20 protein-coding genes and 1 other RNA gene are annotated in these 21,017 nt (G+C 29.8%); 20 read left to right on the forward strand and 1 reads right to left on the reverse strand.

Annotated features, from left to right (window positions below; genetic code table 11):
- The 14 genes from map to O3801_RS04395 all read left to right on the forward strand — a co-directional run bounded on the left by map (position 1) and on the right by O3801_RS04395 (position 13,070).
- Positions 1–762, forward strand: a complete 762-nt coding sequence (gene map / locus O3801_RS04330) for a type I methionyl aminopeptidase (RefSeq protein ID WP_294681424.1) — start codon at positions 1–3, stop codon at positions 760–762.
- Positions 763–838: 76 nt separating this feature from the next.
- Positions 839–2,890, forward strand: a complete 2,052-nt coding sequence (gene topA / locus O3801_RS04335; RefSeq protein ID WP_294681422.1) for a type I DNA topoisomerase — start codon at positions 839–841, stop codon at positions 2,888–2,890.
- Positions 2,891–3,181: 291 nt separating this feature from the next.
- Positions 3,182–4,516, forward strand: a complete 1,335-nt coding sequence (brnQ, locus tag O3801_RS04340; RefSeq protein ID WP_294681419.1) for a branched-chain amino acid transport system II carrier protein — start codon at positions 3,182–3,184, stop codon at positions 4,514–4,516.
- A gap of 176 nt (positions 4,517–4,692) precedes the next feature.
- Complete coding sequence (locus O3801_RS04345; RefSeq protein ID WP_294681138.1) at positions 4,693–5,535, forward strand: ABC transporter ATP-binding protein; 843 nt, start codon at positions 4,693–4,695, stop codon at positions 5,533–5,535.
- A 170-nt stretch (positions 5,536–5,705) separates the two neighbouring features.
- Positions 5,706–6,296 (forward strand): iron ABC transporter permease, encoded by a 591-nt coding sequence (locus O3801_RS04350; RefSeq protein ID WP_371454183.1) that lies wholly within the window; start codon positions 5,706–5,708, stop codon positions 6,294–6,296.
- Between the two features lie 12 nt (positions 6,297–6,308).
- The gene (locus O3801_RS04355; RefSeq protein WP_294681141.1) at positions 6,309–7,073 is read left to right on the forward strand and encodes a TerC family protein; all 765 of its coding nucleotides are present in this window, start codon (positions 6,309–6,311) and stop codon (positions 7,071–7,073) included.
- Positions 7,074–7,201: 128 nt separating this feature from the next.
- Positions 7,202–8,860 (forward strand): Rqc2 family fibronectin-binding protein, encoded by a 1,659-nt coding sequence (locus O3801_RS04360; protein ID WP_371454184.1) that lies wholly within the window; start codon positions 7,202–7,204, stop codon positions 8,858–8,860.
- Between the two features lie 30 nt (positions 8,861–8,890).
- A complete protein-coding gene (locus O3801_RS04365; RefSeq protein WP_294681143.1) occupies positions 8,891–9,598 on the forward strand; it encodes an AzlC family ABC transporter permease in 708 nt (235 codons plus the stop codon).
- Entirely contained in the window at positions 9,585–9,911 is a 327-nt protein-coding gene (locus tag O3801_RS04370) for an AzlD domain-containing protein (RefSeq protein WP_371454185.1), read from the forward strand. Before O3801_RS04365 ends, O3801_RS04370 begins: the two co-directional genes overlap by 14 nt.
- A gap of 134 nt (positions 9,912–10,045) precedes the next feature.
- Positions 10,046–10,666 carry a guanylate kinase gene (gene gmk, locus O3801_RS04375; protein WP_294681147.1) on the forward strand — a complete coding sequence of 207 codons (621 nt, stop codon included), beginning with the start codon at positions 10,046–10,048 and terminating at the stop codon, positions 10,664–10,666.
- Positions 10,667–10,675: 9 nt separating this feature from the next.
- On the forward strand, positions 10,676–10,873 hold the full coding sequence (rpoZ, locus tag O3801_RS04380; RefSeq protein WP_004264469.1) for a DNA-directed RNA polymerase subunit omega: 198 nt from the start codon (positions 10,676–10,678) through the stop codon (positions 10,871–10,873).
- A gap of 54 nt (positions 10,874–10,927) precedes the next feature.
- Positions 10,928–11,305, forward strand: an RNA gene (rnpB, locus tag O3801_RS04385) — RNase P RNA component class B.
- Positions 11,306–11,361: 56 nt separating this feature from the next.
- Complete coding sequence (locus O3801_RS04390) at positions 11,362–12,489, forward strand: THUMP domain-containing class I SAM-dependent RNA methyltransferase (RefSeq protein ID WP_371452092.1); 1,128 nt, start codon at positions 11,362–11,364, stop codon at positions 12,487–12,489.
- A gap of 77 nt (positions 12,490–12,566) precedes the next feature.
- Positions 12,567–13,070 (forward strand): RrF2 family transcriptional regulator, encoded by a 504-nt coding sequence (locus O3801_RS04395; protein ID WP_294681155.1) that lies wholly within the window; start codon positions 12,567–12,569, stop codon positions 13,068–13,070.
- A gap of 37 nt (positions 13,071–13,107) precedes the next feature.
- Here the strand turns inward: O3801_RS04395 and O3801_RS04400 are convergent, their stop codons facing one another.
- Positions 13,108–13,554: a flavodoxin gene (locus tag O3801_RS04400; RefSeq protein ID WP_294681156.1), complete on the reverse strand. Its 447-nt coding sequence runs from the start codon at positions 13,552–13,554 to the stop codon at positions 13,108–13,110.
- 288 nt (positions 13,555–13,842) lie between these two features.
- On the opposite strand from O3801_RS04400, the gene O3801_RS04405 reads away from it, so the two are divergent.
- From O3801_RS04405 to O3801_RS04430, 6 genes are all read left to right on the forward strand, one after another.
- Complete coding sequence (locus tag O3801_RS04405; RefSeq protein WP_371454186.1) at positions 13,843–15,243, forward strand: cation:dicarboxylate symporter family transporter; 1,401 nt, start codon at positions 13,843–13,845, stop codon at positions 15,241–15,243.
- Positions 15,244–15,506: 263 nt separating this feature from the next.
- Positions 15,507–17,390, forward strand: coding sequence for a tRNA uridine-5-carboxymethylaminomethyl(34) synthesis enzyme MnmG (gene mnmG, locus O3801_RS04410; protein WP_371454187.1), 1,884 nt, complete (start codon positions 15,507–15,509; stop codon positions 17,388–17,390).
- Positions 17,383–18,096, forward strand: a complete 714-nt coding sequence (rsmG, locus tag O3801_RS04415) for a 16S rRNA (guanine(527)-N(7))-methyltransferase RsmG (protein ID WP_294681162.1) — start codon at positions 17,383–17,385, stop codon at positions 18,094–18,096. Before mnmG ends, rsmG begins: the two co-directional genes overlap by 8 nt.
- Positions 18,097–18,268: 172 nt before the next feature.
- The gene (locus O3801_RS04420; RefSeq protein ID WP_371454188.1) at positions 18,269–19,315 is read left to right on the forward strand and encodes a PTS sugar transporter subunit IIC; all 1,047 of its coding nucleotides are present in this window, start codon (positions 18,269–18,271) and stop codon (positions 19,313–19,315) included.
- 276 nt (positions 19,316–19,591) lie between these two features.
- The gene (locus tag O3801_RS04425) at positions 19,592–20,524 is read left to right on the forward strand and encodes a ketopantoate reductase family protein (RefSeq protein ID WP_371454189.1); all 933 of its coding nucleotides are present in this window, start codon (positions 19,592–19,594) and stop codon (positions 20,522–20,524) included.
- Positions 20,525–20,654: 130 nt separating this feature from the next.
- Positions 20,655–21,014 carry an Asp23/Gls24 family envelope stress response protein gene (locus tag O3801_RS04430; RefSeq protein WP_294681168.1) on the forward strand — a complete coding sequence of 120 codons (360 nt, stop codon included), beginning with the start codon at positions 20,655–20,657 and terminating at the stop codon, positions 21,012–21,014.
- Positions 21,015–21,017 lie beyond the last annotated feature (3 nt).

Genomic DNA, 21,017 nt, shown 5'->3' on the forward strand with positions numbered 1-21,017 from the left:
ATGATTATTAAAACAGAAGAACAATTACAAAAAATGAAAGAAATAGGATTCATCTGTGCTACAATTCGAGATGAAATGGTGAAAAAAGCAGTACCAGGTGTTTCTACAAAAGAATTAGATAATATAGCAAAAGAGTTATTTGAAAAATATGGAGCGAAATCTGCACCAATTACAGAGTATGATTTTCCAGGATATACATGTATTTCATTAAATTACCAAGCTGCACATGGGATTCCATCAAGTACTAAAATATTAAAAGATGGTGATTTACTAAATATAGATGTATCTGGATGCAAAGATGGATATTATGCAGACACTGGAATTTCTTTTGTTGTAGGTAAAGTAGATGACCCAATGAAGGAAAAAGTATGTGAAGTAGCTAAAGAAGCATTTTATGAAGGAATTAAGCATGCTGTAGCAGGAAGAAAAATAAACCAAATCGGTAAAAATGTACATAAAAAGATAAAAGAACATAAATTAGAAGTGATAGAAAACTTAACAGGTCATGGAATCGGAACTTCATTACACCAAGAACCACAACATGTATTTAATTATTTTGATCCATGGGATAATTTAATTCTAAAAGATGGTATGTGTTTAGCAGTAGAACCTTTCGTATCAACTAAAGCGAAGACTGTAGGGAATTCAGATAGAGATGAGTGGGAATTAGTTGCAAATGATGGTTCTTATATTGCTCAATATGAACATACAATTGTAGTAAGAGAAAATGATGAACCTTTAATATTGACTAAAATTGATTAATTTTTATTAAAAAAGTTGACAAGTAAATAAAAATGTTTTAAGATACTACTTATTATAAAATTATGGAGAGAAGAAAATGGCAGAAAATTTAGTAATAGTCGAATCTCCTTCTAAGGCAAAAACTATTGAAAAATATCTAGGGAAAAAATATAGAGTAATATCTTCAAAAGGTCATGTAAGAGACCTTCCTAAAAGTAGAATGGGAGTAGAAGTGCTAGATAATGGAAATGTAGATGTTGATTATATTTCTATAAGAGGTAAGGGAGATGTAATTAAATCTTTAAAAAAAGAAGCAAAAGGAAAGAAAGTTTTCCTTGCATCCGACCCCGATAGAGAAGGAGAAGCAATAGCTTGGCATATTGCTCATATATTAGGATTAGATAATAATTCTGATAATAGAATTGTTTTTAATGAGATCACGAAAGATGCAGTCAAAGATGCTATAAAGCATCCTAGAAAAATAAATACAGACTTAGTTCAATCTCAACAAGCTAGAAGAATATTAGATCGTTTAGTTGGATATAATATTTCTCCTGTACTTTGGAAAAAAGTAAAACCGAAGTTATCAGCGGGAAGAGTGCAAAATGCAGCTCTAAAGCTAATTGTTGATAGAGAAGAAGAAATTCAAAAATTTGTTCCACAAGAATATTGGTCTATGCCGATTGATTTTATAAAAAATAGAAAAGTCTTAACGGCTAATTTCTATTCTTTTAAAGGTGAAAAGCTTAAGCTTGAGAGTAAGAAGGATGTAGACAATATAAGAAAAGCAATTGTAGGTGATACATTTAAAGTTATCGATGTAGCAAAAACTAATAAGAATAGAAATGCACCGAATGTATATATTACTTCTACAATGCAACAAGATGCATCTAGAAAGATTAATTTCAAAACTCGTAAGACAATGAGTGTAGCTCAAGAGTTATATGAAGGTATAAATCTTAAAAAGTTAGGTGGAGTTACAGGTTTAATCACATACATGAGAACGGACTCTACAAGGGTTTCGGATGAAGCGGTTAAGATGGCTAGTGACTATATACTTAACAATTTCGGTAAGGAATATCTTTCTTCTTCAGTGAAAGCTAGAAAATCAAGTAAAAATGTTCAAGATGCCCATGAAGGAATTAGACCAACAAATGTTAATTTCACACCTGACAGCATTAAAGAATATTTGTCTAATGATCAATATAAACTGTATAAGCTTATATGGGAAAGATTTATTGCAAGTAGAATGAGTGCTGCTGTTTATGAAACGAGCACAACTACATTTGAAAATAATAAGGTTGTATATCGTGGAGCACATTCTAAATTATTATTTAATGGTTTCTTAGCGGTTTTAAAAGAAAAAGAAAAAGTGAAACTTGCACCAGAGTTTGAAGTTGGTGAAGATGCTAAAGTTAAAGAAATAAAAGAAGAACAGCATTTTACTCAACCACCTGCACGTTACTCAGAGGCGAAACTAATAGCTGAACTTGAGGAACTTGGAGTTGGCCGCCCATCTACATATGCGACAATTGTAGAAACTTTACAAAAAAGATACTATGCAAAACTGCAAAATAAAGTGTTCACACCAACTGAATTAGGAACACTAGTGAGTAAGATAACTGAACAGTATTTCCCTGATATTATAAATACTAAGTTTACAGCTAATCTTGAGAGTCAATTAGATGATATAGCAGAAGGAAAAGTAGGCTGGGAAAAAACTATATATGATTTCTACAGTAATTTTAGAAAAGATGTTGAAAAAGCAGAAACTGAAATGGAAAAAGTAGAAATTAAACAAGAATTTACTGGAGAAAGCTGTCCAGAATGTTCTTCACCACTTGTATTTAAGTTAGGTAAATTTGGTAAGTTTATAGCTTGTTCTAATTTCCCTGATTGCAGATACACTAATACCATCCAAAAAAAGGTTGGAGTCACATGTCCGAAATGTAAGAAACATGAGATTTTAGAGAAAAAATCTAAAAAAGGCAAATTATTCTATGGTTGTGAAGGATTCCCAGAATGTGATTTTGTTTCATGGGATAAACCTATAAATAGAAATTGTCCGAAATGTACAAATATCTTATATGAAGGAAAAAAAGGTGTTCATTGTGCACACTGTGATTATAAAGAAGAAATAAAAAAATAGAAAAATGGATAAAAAGGATTTGATAATTGTTCTCAATTATCGAATCCTTTTGTTATTAGTACGATACATATAGATTATAGAAAATTAATTGTTTGAAAATGATTGCATTATTGATTTTTTCTAAATGTAAACGAGGTACCAAGTATACAATTCTTTTAAATTGTCAGAAAATTTAAAACATTTATCCAACAAAAAAGGTAATATTTTTTAAAAATCTATTGACAAATGTTAATAAATATATTATTGTATATAACATACTTAAAAAAAACAAAAAAATTTGGAGGAGATGACATGTTGAAATTTTTAAAGAAAAATCCATACGTTTCAATCGGACTTATGTTATTTGCACTATTCTTTGGTGCTGGTAATTTAATTTTCCCAGCATTCTTAGGACAAAACGCTGGATCAAACTTATCTACAGCGATGATCGGATTTATTATTATGGGAGTGGGATTACCACTATTAGGAGTTATTGTAATGGGGTATTCAGGAGCTGAAGACCTATTAGATTTATCAAGCAGAGCCGGGAAAGTATTCGGTGTTGCTTTTACTACTTTATTATACTTAACAATTGGACCATTCTTTGCAATTCCTAGAACAGGGACTACTACTTATGAATTAGGGTTATCTAGCTTTGTAGCACCAGAAAATACTACAATTGCTCAAGCTATTTTCTTAGCATTCTTTATGGGATTAACATTATGGTTAGCAATCAGTCCTAATAAACTAGTAGATAGAATCGGTACTGTAATTACACCAGTTTTACTACTTTCAATGGTTGTTTTAATCATTGCTTCATTAGTTAAACCTATGGGTGTAGCACAAGAACCTACAAAAACTTATCAAACTACTTCATTAGCATTTACAAATGGATTAATGGAAGGTTATAATACAATGGATGCATTAGCATCATTAGTATTTGGTATTATCGTAATTAACTCTGTTAAACTTTACGGAGCAAAAACTAAAAAAGAAGTATTTAATAATACAGCTAAATCAGCAATTATCGCTGCTGTGTTATTAGCTTTAGTATATGTATTCATCTCTAATATCGGAGCTACATCTGTTTCTGTTTTAGGATTACAAAAAACTGGAGCTGGAGTATTAACGGGAGCAACAACATATTACTTTGGTAATGTCGGTAAATTATTACTATTCGTTATCGTATTCTTAGCTTGTTTAACTACAAGTGTTGGATTAGTAACAGCTTGTGCTTCATTCTTCGTAAGACTTTACGATAAAGTTAGTTACAAAACTTATGCAATCGCATTAACATTATTCTCATTTGCAGTTGGTAACTACGGATTAGCAGCAATCATCAAAGGTGCTGTTCCAGTACTTGTTTTATTATATCCATTAACAATGGTATTAATTTTACTAGGATTTTTAAACAACTTCTTTGGTGGTAAAAAAGTAGTTTATGTTTGTACAGTTCTATTCACTGGATTATTTAGTTTATATTCTACTGTAGCTTCAACATTTAAACTTGCAGTACCTGCAGTTGATAATGTACTAGCTAAAGTAAACTTCCTTCCTGTTCCCGCAGATTTTGCATGGTTAAATTATGCATTAATCGGATTTGTATTAGGAATTGTACTTTCATTCTTTGTAAAAGAAAATAAATAATTATATTAAGAGATGATAGAAGAAATTTCTTCTATCATCTTTTGTTTTTATTACTATTGTTTTTGACATTAAGTTAAAGCAATGGTATTATAATAAGATATAATCTAATATTTAAAGAGATAAAATGAATATAATAACAGAAAATTACACTAATGTTATTTTTTATAGGAGAAATAATGGTTTTAGAATTTAAAGAATATACAAAAAAAATAAAAAGAGATACGATATTAGAACTTGATTTCAGAGTTGAAACAGGAGAAATATTAACTATTGTTAATAATAGTTCTGCAAGTTTAGAACTATTAAAAGATTCATTTAGACAAAGGACGAAGTTTAAAGGTGAGATTCTTTTTGATGGTGAGAATATAAATAATCAGAGACTTTTATTTGCTAAAGATTTTGGATTTTACAATGATTTATCATTATTAAAAAATTTGAAAAAAGCATTATCTCTATTTAGTATAAAAGCTATTGAAGAAGAGTTAGTAGGAGACTTAGAATTTTTAAACTTAGATGCTAGTAGAAAATATAAAGATTTAGAATCAAATGAAGTGACAAAATTTCATATTTTATTTTCAATTTTAGTAGATCAAAATGTATTAATCGTTGATAACACGGAAGAGAGTTTAACTACTGAAGATAAAGAGGAGATAAGTGAGTTAATTCTTGATAAATCAAATAATGCAAATGTAATTATCTTAGATACAATGCTTAATAGCTTTAATAGTATTGCTGATAAAGTTTTAGTTATTACTGATGGAATTAAATCATACTTCGGAAATTTAGAAGACTTATTAATATTAAAACAACTTACGGCTATAAATGTTTCTAGTCAAGAAAATCTAGATGAAATTTTAGAAGGGCATCAATTTACTATTTATCACAATAATGAAATAGTAGTAAGAGAAGAAGTTCTTGAAGAAGTAGTTTATGCTTTATTGAAAAATAACATAGAAGTATTTCAAATTCGTAATCTAGGTGAAAAAATTAAATTATATGAGGGCGAGGCTGATCTATAATGTTGTTCGCATTAGAATTCGGAAAGTTATTTAGACGTAAATTTAATTATTTATTTATAATTATATTATCGATAATTAACTTTGCATTTGTATATAAACTAGATACGTTAGCTACGTTTTATGATAAGTCAATATTAGATATTATATTTTCAATAATTCTTAAAGTAAATATGGTAATTGTAATTTTTATAATGGGATTAAATTACATATTTTCATATAGAGAAGATTATATTTCAAAAGTAAATGTACTTTTAGAAATAAGAAAAAAGAAAACTGTGCGTGATATATTCTCTATTTTAGCAAATTTAATTTATTTTTTAGTTTACTATGTTATAGTAATTGCATGCTTCATAGGAATAATATTCTTACGAAAAAGAAATATTTTTGAAGAGTTAAAAACATTAATGTTGAATGTTAATACAGCAGGATCATATGCTGCGATGCTAGTTTTATTATTCGTGTTTGCTAACCTTATTTTCTTATTAGCATTAACACTATTTAATAACACAAACTTGGCAATTTCTTTCTCACTTTTATATTTTATAGGAGGAGAAGTTATAGCAAATATGATAAAATCTAGATTTTCTGTACCAGCAGAAAGAGTAGATAATAGTGTATTAACTATCTTTACTAAATCTTTTAATCTATTAAATCAGAATATTACTTTTAATCTAGGTAACTTTTTACCGCTAGCATTAAACATGTTAGGATTAATCGTAGTTATAGTTATTGTTAGATTAATGAAAAAAATAATAGGATAGAAGGAGATTAGAATGGATACACAGATACTAATTCAATATGTGATAGTATTATTGAGTTTAATACTTTTAGAAGGATTACTTTCAGCAGATAATGCTATTGTCTTAGCTGTTATGGTTAGACATTTGCCACCTAAAGAACAAAAGCATGCATTGATGTACGGTCTTGCAGGAGCATTGGTATTTAGAATAATAGCGATTTTCTTAATTACAATATTAGCGCAGTATTGGGAAATCCAAGTTTTAGGTGGTTTGTACTTGTTATATATGGCAGGTGCACATATTAAAGAATTTTTCGATAAGAGAAAACAAGGGGATGAAACTGAAGAGATTGCTGAACCTAAAAAACAAAGTGGTTTCTGGGCGACTGTAATTAAAGTTGAGCTTACTGACATAGCTTTTGCGATTGATTCAATTTTAGCCGCTGTAGCGATTGCCATCACACTACCGCATATTTCTGAAACATCAATTGGAGGTATCAACCTTGGTCAGTTTTCAGTAATGGTAATAGGTGGATTTGTAGGTGTAGTGATTATGCGTTATGCTGCTAATATATTCATCAAAGTTTTAGAAACTAAACCAGGGTTAGAAATTGCTGCCTTCCTGATCGTAGGATGGGTTGGTATTAAGTTATTTGTTATAGCTGCTGCTCATGAAAAATTAGGGCTTATCCCACATGAATTCCCACATTCAACACTTTGGACTGTTATTTTCTGGGTGGTATTACTTGGATTATTAGTGTGGGGAGTATTAGTTTCAAAAAGATTCGAAAATAAATAGTATTTTAGAAGAGATGGTATGTATATATCGTCTCTTTTTAGTATTTGTATGTTTCTTATTTTCATATACACAAATTAATATCTATGATATAATTTAAAATTATATATTAAAATACAAGGAGGATAAAAATGGCATTTGATGGTTTTTTCATAAGAAAAATGGTGAAAGAATTAGAAGAAAATATATTGAATGGTCGTATAAATAAAATAAATAATTTATCGACAGATGAATTTGTATTTTCTGTTAGAAAAGGAAAGAATTTAAAATTGTTTTTATCTGCAAATTCAAGTGCATCTAGAATACAGTTAACAAATAATAGTTTTGAAAATCCTTCAACACCTTCGAATTTTTGTTCGGTACTAAGAAAGTACTTAACAGGTGGAATAATATTAGAGATTAATCAAGTTAATAATGACCGAATAGTAATTTTTAAAATTAAAAACTTTGATGATTTAGGATATGAAAAGTATTATTATCTAATTTCAGAATTAATGGGCAAACACTCAAATATAATATTAACTAATGAAGATAATATTATCTTAGAGTCTTTAAAAAATAGCTACAGTCTTGAGTATAAGAGATCAACTATATCTAATATGGAATATACTCTTCCTCCAACAGCTGAAAAAATTAATCCTTTTGACTTTAGTCGCTATAGTGATATCGAGTTTTCTATTGATGATAAGAAATTCTTAATGAAAAGCTTCTACGGTGTTTCAGCATTACTGAATAATTATTTTGAAAAAAATTCGCAAGAAGATTTGAAAAATTCATTTATTAGTTTTTGTAAAGAATTCGATAATTATTTTAAACCCGTTTTATTAGAAGAAAATAATAAGAAGGATTTTTATTTCTTTGGAGTTAAAGAATATAGTAAAGATTTTGAATCATTATCACAATTACTAGATTATTATTATATGTACATAGCGAGAGAGTCAATAAATAAAAATACTGACAAAAAGCTTTTTAATTTTGTTAATTCTAAAATAAATAGATTAAATAAGAAAATTGATATATTAGAAGAAGAACTTGAGCAGGCTAATAGTAGAGACGATTATAAGTTAAAAGGACAGTTACTGATTTCTAATATTTATATGTTTAAAAAAGAAATTCCAGAAAAAGTGACGTTACAGAATTTTTATAGTGAAGATTTATCGGATATAGAAATAGAATTAGATCCAAACTTAACTATTGAGAAAAACTCTGAGAAGTACTTTAATTTATATAAAAAAAATAAAAGAACTATTGAGAATTTGATTGAACAAATAGAGATTGCCAAACAGGATTTAGGATATTTTGAGACTATAAAATTCCAAATAGAAAATGCAGATAAAACGGACATAGCAGAAATCAAAGAAGAATTGATTGCTAATGGAATACTAAAAGAAAAGATTAAGGTTAATAAGAAAAAGAATAAGAGTAATTATTTTGTAATTAATCATAATGGTACGTCTATTTATGTCGGAAAAAATAATCTCCAGAATGATGCTATTACTAATAAATTAGCAAGACGAGATTATCTATGGTTTCATGCTAAAGATATTCCTGGTAGTCACGTGGTAATTTTTGATAATAATCCTAGCGAAGAGACAATAGAGATTGCATCGATGTTAGCTGCCTATTATTCTAAGTTTAAAAATGAAGAGTATGTTAATGTTGATAGAACGTTAATTAAAAATGTAAAAAAAATATCTGGTGCTAAACCGGGCTTAGTAACTTACACTGGACAAAAAACGGTTAAACAAAAAATTGATAAAGATCTTATAGGTGAGCTTTTAATAAAATAAAACAATTAAATAGTTAAGGAAGGTGAATATATGAATGATAAATTAGATATAAAGACTGCAATAAAGGATACATTACCTACAGTTTTTGGATATATTGGAATAGGTTTGGCATTTGGTATCATAGCAAGTTCAGCTGGTTTTAATCCTCTCGTTGTCGGAGCGATGTCGTTATTCATATACGCAGGGGGTGCACAATTTATAACTGTAAGTATGCTTTCTAGCGGCTTTCCAATACTTTCAATTATCCTTGCAACTTTTTTAATTAATTCAAGAATGATATTAATGAGTATGGCAACAGCTCCGTTTTTCAAACGATATAGTGTATGGAAGAATATTGTAATTGGTACTTTTTTAACTGATGAGAGTTTTGCTTTAGGAATGAATAAACAAAACTATACTAATGGAAGGCTGACTTACGAATGGTTCAATACTGCAAACTTAGTATCTTATTTTACATGGGCGCTATCATCAGTTGCAGGAGCATTATTAGGTGGAATAGTTAAGGATCCTAAGGCATTAGGATTAGATTTTGCTTTAGTAGCAATGTTTATAGGATTATTGTATTTACAGGTTATTTCAGATTTTACTATTAAGAAAAAAGTACAATTTCTTGTGATTGTTGTTGTGTTTTTCTTAGTATATTTTGGAATGATTATTATCCCAAGCAATGTATTGATTATAGTGGTTACTTTAATAGGATGTGCAATAGGAGTGGTGTTGAAAAATGTTATCTACTAACTATGTAATATTAACAATAATAGGATGTACAATTGTGACTTGGTTATCTAGGGTACTTCCATTTGTACTATTGAAGAAATTCGATTTACCTAAGCCAATAATAGAGTATCTAAATTTTGTACCGATTGTAATAATGTCAGCTCTATGGTTTGATAGCCTATTTATTCAAAAGATCGGAGAGTTTCCTCAGATTAATTATGAAAATCTACTTGCTTCTCTACCTACTGTATTAAGTGCAATCATTTCAAAGAGTCTCTTGGTGATAGTTGTGGTAGGAATAATTTCATTAGCAATCATCAGACTTGTATTTTAAAAATAAAAATTAAGAATTTTAAGAAAATATTATCGAATTAATTTACAACTTAAATATACATGTTTATAGTTTAAATTTTTTCCGATTTATGGTATCATAAAAAGATAATAAAACATAACAGAAGGATACGAAAAATGGAGAAAGGATTATTAATAGTTCTTTCAGGACCTTCAGGAGTAGGTAAAGGTACTGTTAGAAAAAGAATTTTTGAAAGTAATGATGTTGACTTCGAATATTCAATTTCAATGACGTCAAGAGGTATGAGACCTGGTGAAGTAGACGGGGTTGATTATTTCTTTAAGACAAAAGAAGAATTTGAGTCTTTAATTCAACAAGGTGAGCTATTAGAATATGCTCAATATGTCGATAATTATTACGGAACTCCCGTTAAATATGTAAGGGAGACGATGGAAAAAGGAAAAGATATATTTTTAGAAATTGAAGTACAAGGTGCAGGACAAGTAAAAAGTAAAATTCCAGATGCTTTATTTATATTTTTAGCACCACCTAGTATTGGAGACCTTAAAGAAAGATTAAAAGGTCGTGGAACTGAGAGTGATGAAGTAATTGAATCACGTATAGCGAAAGCTAAAAAAGAAATTAATATGATGCACTTATACGATTATGTAGTTGAAAATGATGAAGTAGACAAAGCCGTAGAAAGAATTAAAGCAATCATACTTAGTGAGCATTTAAAACGTGAACGTATAGAGATGAAATATAGAAGAGCGTTATTAGAATTAGAAGAAATGTAGGAGAAAAAAATGTTATATCCAAAATTAGACGTATTAAAATCAAAAGTAAATTCAAAATATATGCTAGTGTCATTAGCAAGTAAAAGAGCAAGAGAACTATTTGCAAATCCTGAAACAAGCAAACTAGATAAATACACTTCTCATAAAGAAGTTGGTAAAGCATTAGAGGAAATTGCTGAAGGTAAAATTTCTGTATTAGAAAAATAGTTTAGATTATTGTTTACAAAATGTTATTTTTAGTGTAAAGTAATATAAGTGTTTTTCTTTGAGTGATCGCGGCAGAAATGCTGAGGAAAGTCCATACTCACACAGGCTGAGATGCCTGTAGTGTTCAACGCTAAACGAAAAAATAAGTTTAGGCACCTTATGGTGACGGCAGAAAATATGACCTAAGTAGTTTTCTATATGGTTATATGTCTTGAAAGTGCCACAGTGACGGAGTTCTTATAGAAATATAAGAAGTGGAACGCGGTAAACCCCTTGAGTGAGCAATTCAAATTTTGGTAGAAGCACTTATTCCGCAGAAATGAATGTAGGAATAGGAAATATGTATATATTTAGACAGATGATCACAGCTATTTTTACGAGAGTAGACTAGTCTCGTTTGAGTAAGATAGATACAGAATATGGCTTATGATAAGAAAAACAACTAGTTCTAGGGGCTCTTAGGAGCCCCTTTTTTTAAGGAGGAAGAAATGAATTTTAATTTAGTAGCAACAACCCCTATGGGAATTGAAGCAATAGTAGCTAAAGAAGTGCAAGAATTAGGTTATGAAACAAAAGTAGAAAACGGGAGAGTGTATTATTCAGGAGATAAGAGAGCAATAGTGCGTTCGAACCTATGGTTAAGATGTGCAGATAGGGTTAAAATCGTAGTTGCACAATTTCCTGCGTATACTTTCGAAGAACTTTTTGAAAAAACTAAAGAAATAGAATGGGATAAATATCTTCCAGTAGATGCTAAGTTCCCTGTTGATGGACGAAGTCATAAGTCTACACTATTCAGTGTTTCTGACTGTCAGTCAATCGTTAAGAAAGCAATTGTTGAAAAAATGAAGAAAAGCTATGGAGTTACAGGGTGGTTAACCGAGACAGGAGCTAGATATAGACTAGAGATTATTATGTTAAATGATATTGCAACTATTCTATTAGATACTTCTGGAGATGGGTTACATAAGCGTGGATATCGTGCTAAACAAGGGACAGCTCCATTAAAAGAAACGTTAGCAGCAGCGATGGTAAAACTAACTAACTGGAAAGGTGAAACACCTTTATATGATTTATTCTGTGGATCAGGAACATTATTAATTGAAGCGGCTATGGCGGCACAAAATATGGCACCTGGAATCAATAGAAACTTTGACTTTGAAAAATGGCCATGGATGCCGAAAAGTCTCGTAGATGAAGAAAGAAATAAGGCTGAGGATCTAATTGATTATGAAAAAGAATTAGAATTATATGGTTCTGATATTGATCCTAAGATGATAGCAACTGCTGAAAATAATGCTGAAGAAATTGGGTTAGCAGGAGTTATTAAGTTTAAACAGATGTCAGTTTTCGACTTTGTAGCGAAGAAGGAAACTGGGTGTGTTATTGCCAACCCACCGTACGGAGAACGTTTAGGTGAGAAAAAAGAAGTAGAGGCGATGTATAAGTTTTTAGGGACTGAACTTAAAAATAAAAAACATTGGTCACTTTACTTATTAACTTCTCATAAAATGTTTGAACATTTATATGGGAAAAAGGCAACGAAAAGAAGAAAGTTATTTAACGGTTCCATTGAATGTACCTATTATCAATACTGGGGAGAAAAATTAAGATAACATTTGACAATTATAAAAATATATCATAAAATAAGGATGTAAGTAGAGTTATATTATAAAGAAAAGAGGTTGAGTTTATGCATTTAACAAAAAGTACTGAACAAGCAATCTGTATAATGGTAATGTTATACCTTCAAGATAGACATGTTTTCTTAAATTCTAAGGAAATAAGCCAGCGTTTAAATATTTCTCCAACGTATCTGAAAAAAATTATGAGAAAATTGGTTGTCAATGATCTAGTAAAAGCTAACACTGGTATTGGCGGGGGATATAAATATAAATCAAATAAAAAAGTTACTTTATATGACGTATATGTAGCGCTAAATGATGAAGTAGAAATATTTGCTTTAAAAACAGATTATGTATCTAAAATTTTTGAAGGTGCGTTAGCAGTTGATAAACGTTACAATAAGTATTTGAAGAAAGTTAATACTGTTAATAAGGCAATAAAATCTTCATTAGAAGATATTACAATTGAAAGCTTAGTTGAAGATATTCTTGAAGAAAATTCTAAGATAAGATTAGATTGGAATAATTGGGAAGACGAATTTGAAAGGGTAAATGTCTTCTTTAAAGGATAAAAAAAGAACGGTTATGATTTTTCATAACCGTATTTTTTTATAGCGCACTAGCGAAAGACTCGATAAATTTATCAATATTTTCAAAATCTTCGTCAGTATCTGCTTCGATCTCAATTTTAAGGTTTTCTGTTGGGTTAGTTGCACCAGTTTTAGCAATTTGCTCGTCGAATTGATCTACACAAGCGCAATATTCATCATAAATTGTGTCACCAGTACCGATAACTCCATAAATTTTTCCTTCATAATTTTTATCAGCAAGAGCTTCGAAAAATTCTTCCATTTCCTCTGGTAGCTCTCCTTCACCGTATGTGTATGTAGCTACAATAAATGCATCGGCATCATCAAGAAAATCAAAGTCTTCCATATCTTCGATAAATAATTTTTCTATTTCTAATCCTTTTTCTTCTTCGAATTTTTCAATCATTAAATCAGATAACATTTCAGTATTACCTGTTAAACTCGCATAAACTAATTTAATATTCAAAAAAATCCCTCCGTTCTATTGTATATATAAATGATAACTATTCTTTATTATAACGTATTAGAAAAATTTAGTAAACAAAAAAATTTCAAAATATATTTTTTTGAGTAAAACTATTGAAATTTTCTGAAAATTGTAGTTTAATTTAATTATCATTTACATTTTGGAGGTACATTATGGAAAAAGGTCTTTATCTTTTCCATTCTATCTGTAGTTGGTGTGAAATTTAATATGAAAATTTTACAAAATACAAAAAGAAAATGAGTGAAATACTCATTTGGAGGATAGAAAATGGAAAACAAATTTACATTTTTTGAGAAATTTATAATGATTTCTACAAAAGAAACTTTATTATTTTTAGTAGTACTTTTTGCGTTATTTTACTTTATGTATTATCTAGCGAAAAAGAGAGTCAGTTCATCAAAACGAACTTTATTATCAACAGCAATTGGTTTACTTTTAGGTATTGCCATTCAAGCATATTCAGGATTCAGTGATGAACCTATGAAAATCAAATATGTTGCTGAAACTACAACTTGGTATTCATTATTCGGTAATGGTTTTATTGATTTAATTAAAATGTTAATTATCCCATTAGTACTTGTTTCTATTATTAATGTTATTGTTAATATTAATGCAAACACTGATGTTAAGAAATTAACACGATTAACTTTAATTATTACTTTAGGTATGGTAGCGATTAGTTCAATCGTTGGATTTGTAGTGTCTGCTATCTTTAAACTTGGAAGTAGTTCTATTGTATTAGGTAACGGAGAAAGTAAAATTAAAGAAGTGAAGAACGTAGTAACAATTATTCGCGAATTAATTCCTTCAAACCCTATAAAAGCAATGGTTGATTTTAATGTTATAGGTGTAGTAATTTTTGCAATGTTTATCGGATTAGCTGCAAGATATATTCAAAATAAAGACGAAAATAAAGTTAAAACTTTTATTGATTATATTGCTAACTTACATGCAATTGTTTCTCGTATGACAGTTCTAATTATAAGATTATTACCTTATGCAGTAATTCCTTTATTAGCTAACACAATTGCGCAAAGAGGATTAAAATCAATTAAAGATGTGTTATTATTCATTGCTTTACTATATGTAGCTGTAGTAATTCAATTCATTATTCAAGGATTATTCTTATTACTACACGGTGTTTCACCAGTTACATACTTCAAAAAAGCAAGTAAACCATTAGTTTTAGCATTTACATCACGTTCAAGTGCTGGTACTTTACCATTAACAATTAGTACATTAACTAAAGAAATGGGAGTTAACCAATCAACAGCTAACTTTGTTGCTTCATTCTCATCTACAGCTGGAATGCAAGGATGTGCGGGGATTTATCCAACAATGTTAGTAGTTTTCTTAGCTAATGCAAATGGAATTGCAATTGATGCAACATTGTTTATTATGACAGTAATTGTGGTGACACTTGGATCAGTTGGTATCGCTGGAGTACCAGGTACTGCAATTACAGCTGCCTCTGTTTCAGTAAACGGGGTAGGTTTTGGTGCGTTATTCAATCAAATTAACCCAATTTTAGCAGTAGATCCAATTTTAGATATGGGACGTACTTGCTTAAACGTTAGTGGTGGTATGACAAACTCAATTATGGTTGATAAACACTTAGGTTTATTCAGTAAAGATAAATTTAGTGAGTTTAACAAAGTTAAAGAATAGAAATATTAATCGTAGTACGAAAGTGCTACGATTTTTTTGTATTCAAATATTATAGTTAGATAGCAAGAATATAATTACTATCTAACTATAGGATGAAACTGTAGAAAGTTTATTTAAAATATGAAATAACAAAACTATTATATGTATATTATTAGTTTTTTTGTTCTCAATATGATAATATAATAAAGGTAAAAATTTAGTAATATATCAAAATTTTGGTCAAAGCATTATTTTGCAATTACGTTAAAATATATGGAGGTACTATGACTGAATTTTTAAAAGAATATGATGTTATTGTAATTGGAGGAGGACATGCAGGAATTGAGGCAGCACACGCCGCTAGTAGAAAAGGTGTTAAAACTTTAATGATTACAATTAACTTAGATACTATTGGTTTTATGCCATGTAACCCAAGTGTTGGGGGACCGGCAAAAGGAATTGTTGTACGTGAAGTAGATGCGCTTGGTGGTCTAATGGGACGTGTAGCAGATAAAACTAACATTCAAAGTAAGATGTTAAATACAGCGAAAGGGCCAGCAGTTCGTGCATTAAGAATGCAATCTGATAAGGTAGAATACCAATTAGAGATGAAGAGAATCTTAGAAGATACTCCAAATCTAGATATTGAGCAAGCGATGGTACGTGAGCTTATTATTGAAGATAATAAAGTGGTTGGTCTAAGAACTATGCTTTGTACAGCATATAAAGCTAAGACAATAATTATCACAACTGGTACTTATTTACGTGGTGAAATCGTAATCGGAGATATTAAATATTCTTCAGGACCGAACCACCAGATGCCATCTATCGATCTTGCAAAACAATTAGAAGAATTAGGTTTTGATTTAGTTAGATTTAAAACTGGTACACCACCAAGGGTTAATGCAGATAGTGTAGATTTTTCAAAAACTGCGATTCAACCAGGTGATGAAGAGGAGCATGCATTTAGTTATGAAACAACAGAATTTGTAAAAGATCAAGTTCCTTGTTGGTTAACATATACTAATACAAACACACATGAGATTATTGATAAAAACTTAGGTCGTTCTGCAATGTACTCTGGAGTAATAAAGGGAACAGGACCAAGATACTGCCCAAGTATTGAAGATAAATATGTTCGTTTTAATGATAAAGAAAGACATCAACTTTTCTTAGAACCAGAAGGTAGAAATACTAAAGAAATTTATGTACAAGGTTTATCAACTTCATTACCTGATGACGTACAAAGAGACATGGTTCGAAGTATTGCAGGACTAGAAAATGCAGTTATTATGCGTAATGGTTATGCTATTGAGTATGATGCTGTAAATCCAACAACACTTTGGCCAACATTAGAGACGAAATTAATCGATGGATTATTTACAGCTGGTCAGATTAATGGTACAAGTGGTTATGAAGAAGCTGCAGGTCAAGGAATCATGGCAGGAATAAATGCCGCATGTAAAGTTCTAGGAGAAGAACCTATGATTCTTGGTCGTGATGAAGCATATATTGGAGTTCTTATTGACGACTTAGTAACAAAAGGAACAAATGAACCTTATAGACTTCTAACTTCAAGAGCGGAACATAGATTACTTCTACGTCATGATAATGCAGATATGCGTTTAACTGAAAAAGCTTATAACTATGGCCTAGTAACAGAAGAAAGATATAATAAATTCTGTGAAAAACGTAAAATGGTAGCTGATGAAATAGAAAGACTTAAAACTTTCAGAATAACTCCAACAGCTGCTACTTTAGAAAAATTAGCAGGGTTAAACAGTGCTGAAATACGTGATGGAATTTTAGCCATTGATATGCTAAGACGTCCAGAATTATCTCATGCAAATGTACTTTATTTAGCAAATGACGAAACAGTTCTACCTAAAGACGTAGTAGAACAAGTTGAAATAGAGGTTAAATATGAAGGGTATATTAAAAAATCTATTCAACAAGTTGAAAAACTAAAAAAAATGAATGAGATGAAAATACCAACAGATTTAAATTATGATGATGTACCAAGTTTAGCTTTAGAAGCAAGGGAAAAACTAAAAAAAGTTTTACCATTAACTATTGGACAAGCATCTCGTATATCAGGAGTTAACCCAGCGGATATTTCTATTCTATTAGTATACTTAGAACAAAGAAGAGGTACGAATAATGAATAAAGAGCAATTCTATAATGCTGTGAAAGAAAAAGTAGGTATAGAATTATCAGAACTTCAGAAAGAGCAGTATAGTAAATACTATGATTTAGTTGTAGAATGGAATCAAAAAATAAACCTAACAGCTATTACTGAAGAAGATGAGTTTTATACAAAACATTTCTTTGATTCGATCTCTTTAGCATTTTATAAAGATTATTCAAATATTGAAAGTATTTGTGATGTGGGGAGTGGAGCAGGATTTCCATCAATTCCATTGAAAATATTATACCCAAATTTAAAAGTTACTATTGTTGATTCTTTAAATAAACGTATTAAGTTTTTAAATTTAGTCAAAGATGAACTTGGGCTTACTGATTGTAATTTTGTTCATGCTAGAGCAGAAGAATTTGGTCAAAATAAAGAATACAGAGAAAGTTTTGAAATAGTTACTGCTAGAGCGGTAGCAAGATTAAATGTATTAGCTGAACTTTGTTTACCATTAGTTAAGAAAGAAGGTTACTTCTTAAGTCTAAAAGCTCAAAAAGCTGAAGAAGAGACTAAAGAAGCAATGAATGCAATAAAACTTTTAGGTGGAAAATTAGAGCAAGATCTTGAATTTGATATTGAAGGTGAAGAAAGGCATATACTAGAAATTCGTAAAGCCAAAGAAACACCTAATAAATATCCGAGAAAAGCTGGTACACCGAATAAAAAACCAATATTATAAAATATTTAAAGGAGAATTGATTAGTCTTAACTACCAATTCTCCTTTTGTATAGACTTTTATCGAATAAAAAAAGAAAAAATAAATAAATTTTCAAAAAATTCTTTACTTTTGTTTGATTTTATATTATTATATTTATTATATTAAAAACAAACAAGAAAAAGGAGGATATATATGTCAAAAAGAGTAAAGGATTTTCTTAATATTATTTTAAATGGAACTGCCTTAGGAGTCGTTGCAGGATTAATCCCAAATGCTGTTTTAAGTACGTTATTTAAGTACTTAGGAACTCTATTTGCACCGAATGTATTCACTACACTTTCACAAGCGATGTATTTATTACAATTTTCTGTACCAGTTTTAGTTGGTGTAATTGTTGGGCAAAGTTTAAAATTCAAACCTTTAGAGTCATCAGTATTAGGTGCTACAGTCTTAGCGGCAAGTGGTTCATTAACATTTAATGCTCAAACAAAAGCGTGGACTGGGGTTCCGATGGGAGATTTATTTAACGTAATTTTAATAGCAGCAATTGGTGCATTAGCGATAAGTTATGTTAAAGATAAATTTGGAGCTGTTACGATCATTTTCTTACCTATAACTGGAGGACTAGTAGCAGCATTAGGATTAGTAACATTACCTTATACAAAGAGTTTAACAAAACTATTAGCGTCATTAATTTTTGAATTCACAACATTACAACCAGTATTAATGTGTATCTTGATAACAATGGCATTCTCATTCTTAATCGTAACACCTGTATCTACAGTAGCGATGGGATTAATTTTATTTACTAATGAGAACTATGTTGGTGCAGGAGCAGCAACATTAGGATTAGTTTCTGCAGCTGCAGTACTAGCAATTGGTACATACAGAGCAAACAGCAAAGGAGCAAGTGTTGCTATTATATTAGGAGCAATTAAACTTATGATGCCAAACTGTGCACGTAAGCCACAATTATTCCTTACTATCTTAACAACAGCAGCAGTTACAGGTTTATCTGGATACTTCCTAAAAATTCTTGGAACACATGAAAGTGCAGGATTTGGAATTATCGGATTAATCGGACCTACAAAATCATATGCAATGAATGGTGGGAACTTACTTCCAATTTTATTAGCATTCTTTGTAATTCCGTTTGTAGTTGCATTCTTAGCTGATAGACTTTATTCAGACGTATTAAAACTATATAAACCTGAAGCATATAAACCAGAAAACTTATAGTTAATTAAAAGGGGCTGACCCAAAAGTACTATATTTTAAAACAGTTTACATGAAAACTCATAGACACAGTGGTTTATTGATATCTAAATTCGCTTTATAAAAGCTCTTTAGATATCTAATAAACTGTGCGGGGGTGACTCGACAAAATCGATTTCTACGAAATCACGATTTTTGAGTCACTCCCTTTTTTTATATATTAAAAATAAATAGATAACGTTGACAAAGTAATGTTGTAATTATAAAATTAAAATAGATAATAAATTAAGGAGAATGATTATGAAAATATTATTTGCAGGTGCGGGGGCACTAGGTTCAAGATTTGGATACATGTTATTTAAAAATAATGAGGATGTGACTTTTGTCGACACTTGGGAGGCTCATGTTGAAAAAATAAGAAATAAAGGATTAAAGGTCATTATTGATAATGTTGATTTAGGAAACTACTATATTCCTATTTATAAACCAGAGCAAATTTCAGGGAAGTATGATATTATATTTGTAGCAACTAAATCGATGCAATTAAGACCAATGTTAGAGAGTGTAAAGCATCTTTTACACGAAGATACTAAAATTATTTGTATTTTAAATGGTCTAGGTCATGTAGAAACATTAAAAGATTATGTAAAAGAAGAAAATATTTTAATAGGTGTTACGGTTTGGACTAGTGGTCTTGGTGGCCCAGGTGTATTAGAAGCGTATGGAACTGGGAAAATAGAATTAAAACAAGTAAAAGAGGTTAATTTAGAAAAGACATTAGCGCTAGTTGAAAGGTTTAATGATGCTGGATTAAATATTAAATACTCAGAAAATACATTTCAATCTATTTGGCATAAAGCGGGACTAAACTGTGTATTAAATACTTATTGTACATTAATTGATTGTAATATTAATCAATATGGAAGTTTTGAAAAAAATCTTGAGTTAACTAGAGCAGTTCTTAATGAAATTACTGCAGTAGGTAAAGCAGAAGGAGTAGATGTAAAACAAGAAATTATTGAAAATAATATAAAGAACATATTCCCATTGGATAAAGCGGGAGCACACTATCCTTCACTTTATCAAGATATGAAAAATGGACGTTTAACAGAAATTGATTATTTAAATGGAGAAGTATCACGATTAGGAAAGATTCATAATATTCCAACGCCTGTTTGTGATGTTATAACATTAATGATTCATGCTAAAGAATTCATTAACGATAATAAATAATAGTAATGTAAAAGGGATGCTAAAAGGCTCTAAGTTGAGAAATATCAATGTTTCACTTGTATTTTTCTGTCAAAAAAGGTATAATAGTTCGTATGTTCAATTTGTCTATTTTTGAATAGGAGGAAAAGATATGTCATTAGAAATTAATAATGAACTTGGTCATGTTTCTATAAGTGATGATGTTATTGCATCAGTAGCTGGTGGAGCAGCTGTAAGTTGCTACGGCATTATAGGAATGGCTAGTAAAAATCAAGTTAAAGATGGAATTACAGAAATTTTACGTAAAGAAAATTACGCAAAAGGAATTAAAGTAAAAAAAGATGAAGATAAACTTGTTATTGATTTATATATCATTGTTATGTATGGAACAAAAATTTCAGAAATAGCTAACAATGTTCAATCTTCAGTTAAATATCAAATAGAAAAAACACTAGGTGTTAAAGTAGATGAAATTAACATTTACATTCAAGGCATCAAGGTAAATAAATAGGAG

The sequence above is a fragment of the Gemella sp. 27098_8_149 genome, from assembly GCF_041433745.1.
Lineage (GTDB): Bacteria > Bacillota > Bacilli > Staphylococcales > Gemellaceae > Gemella.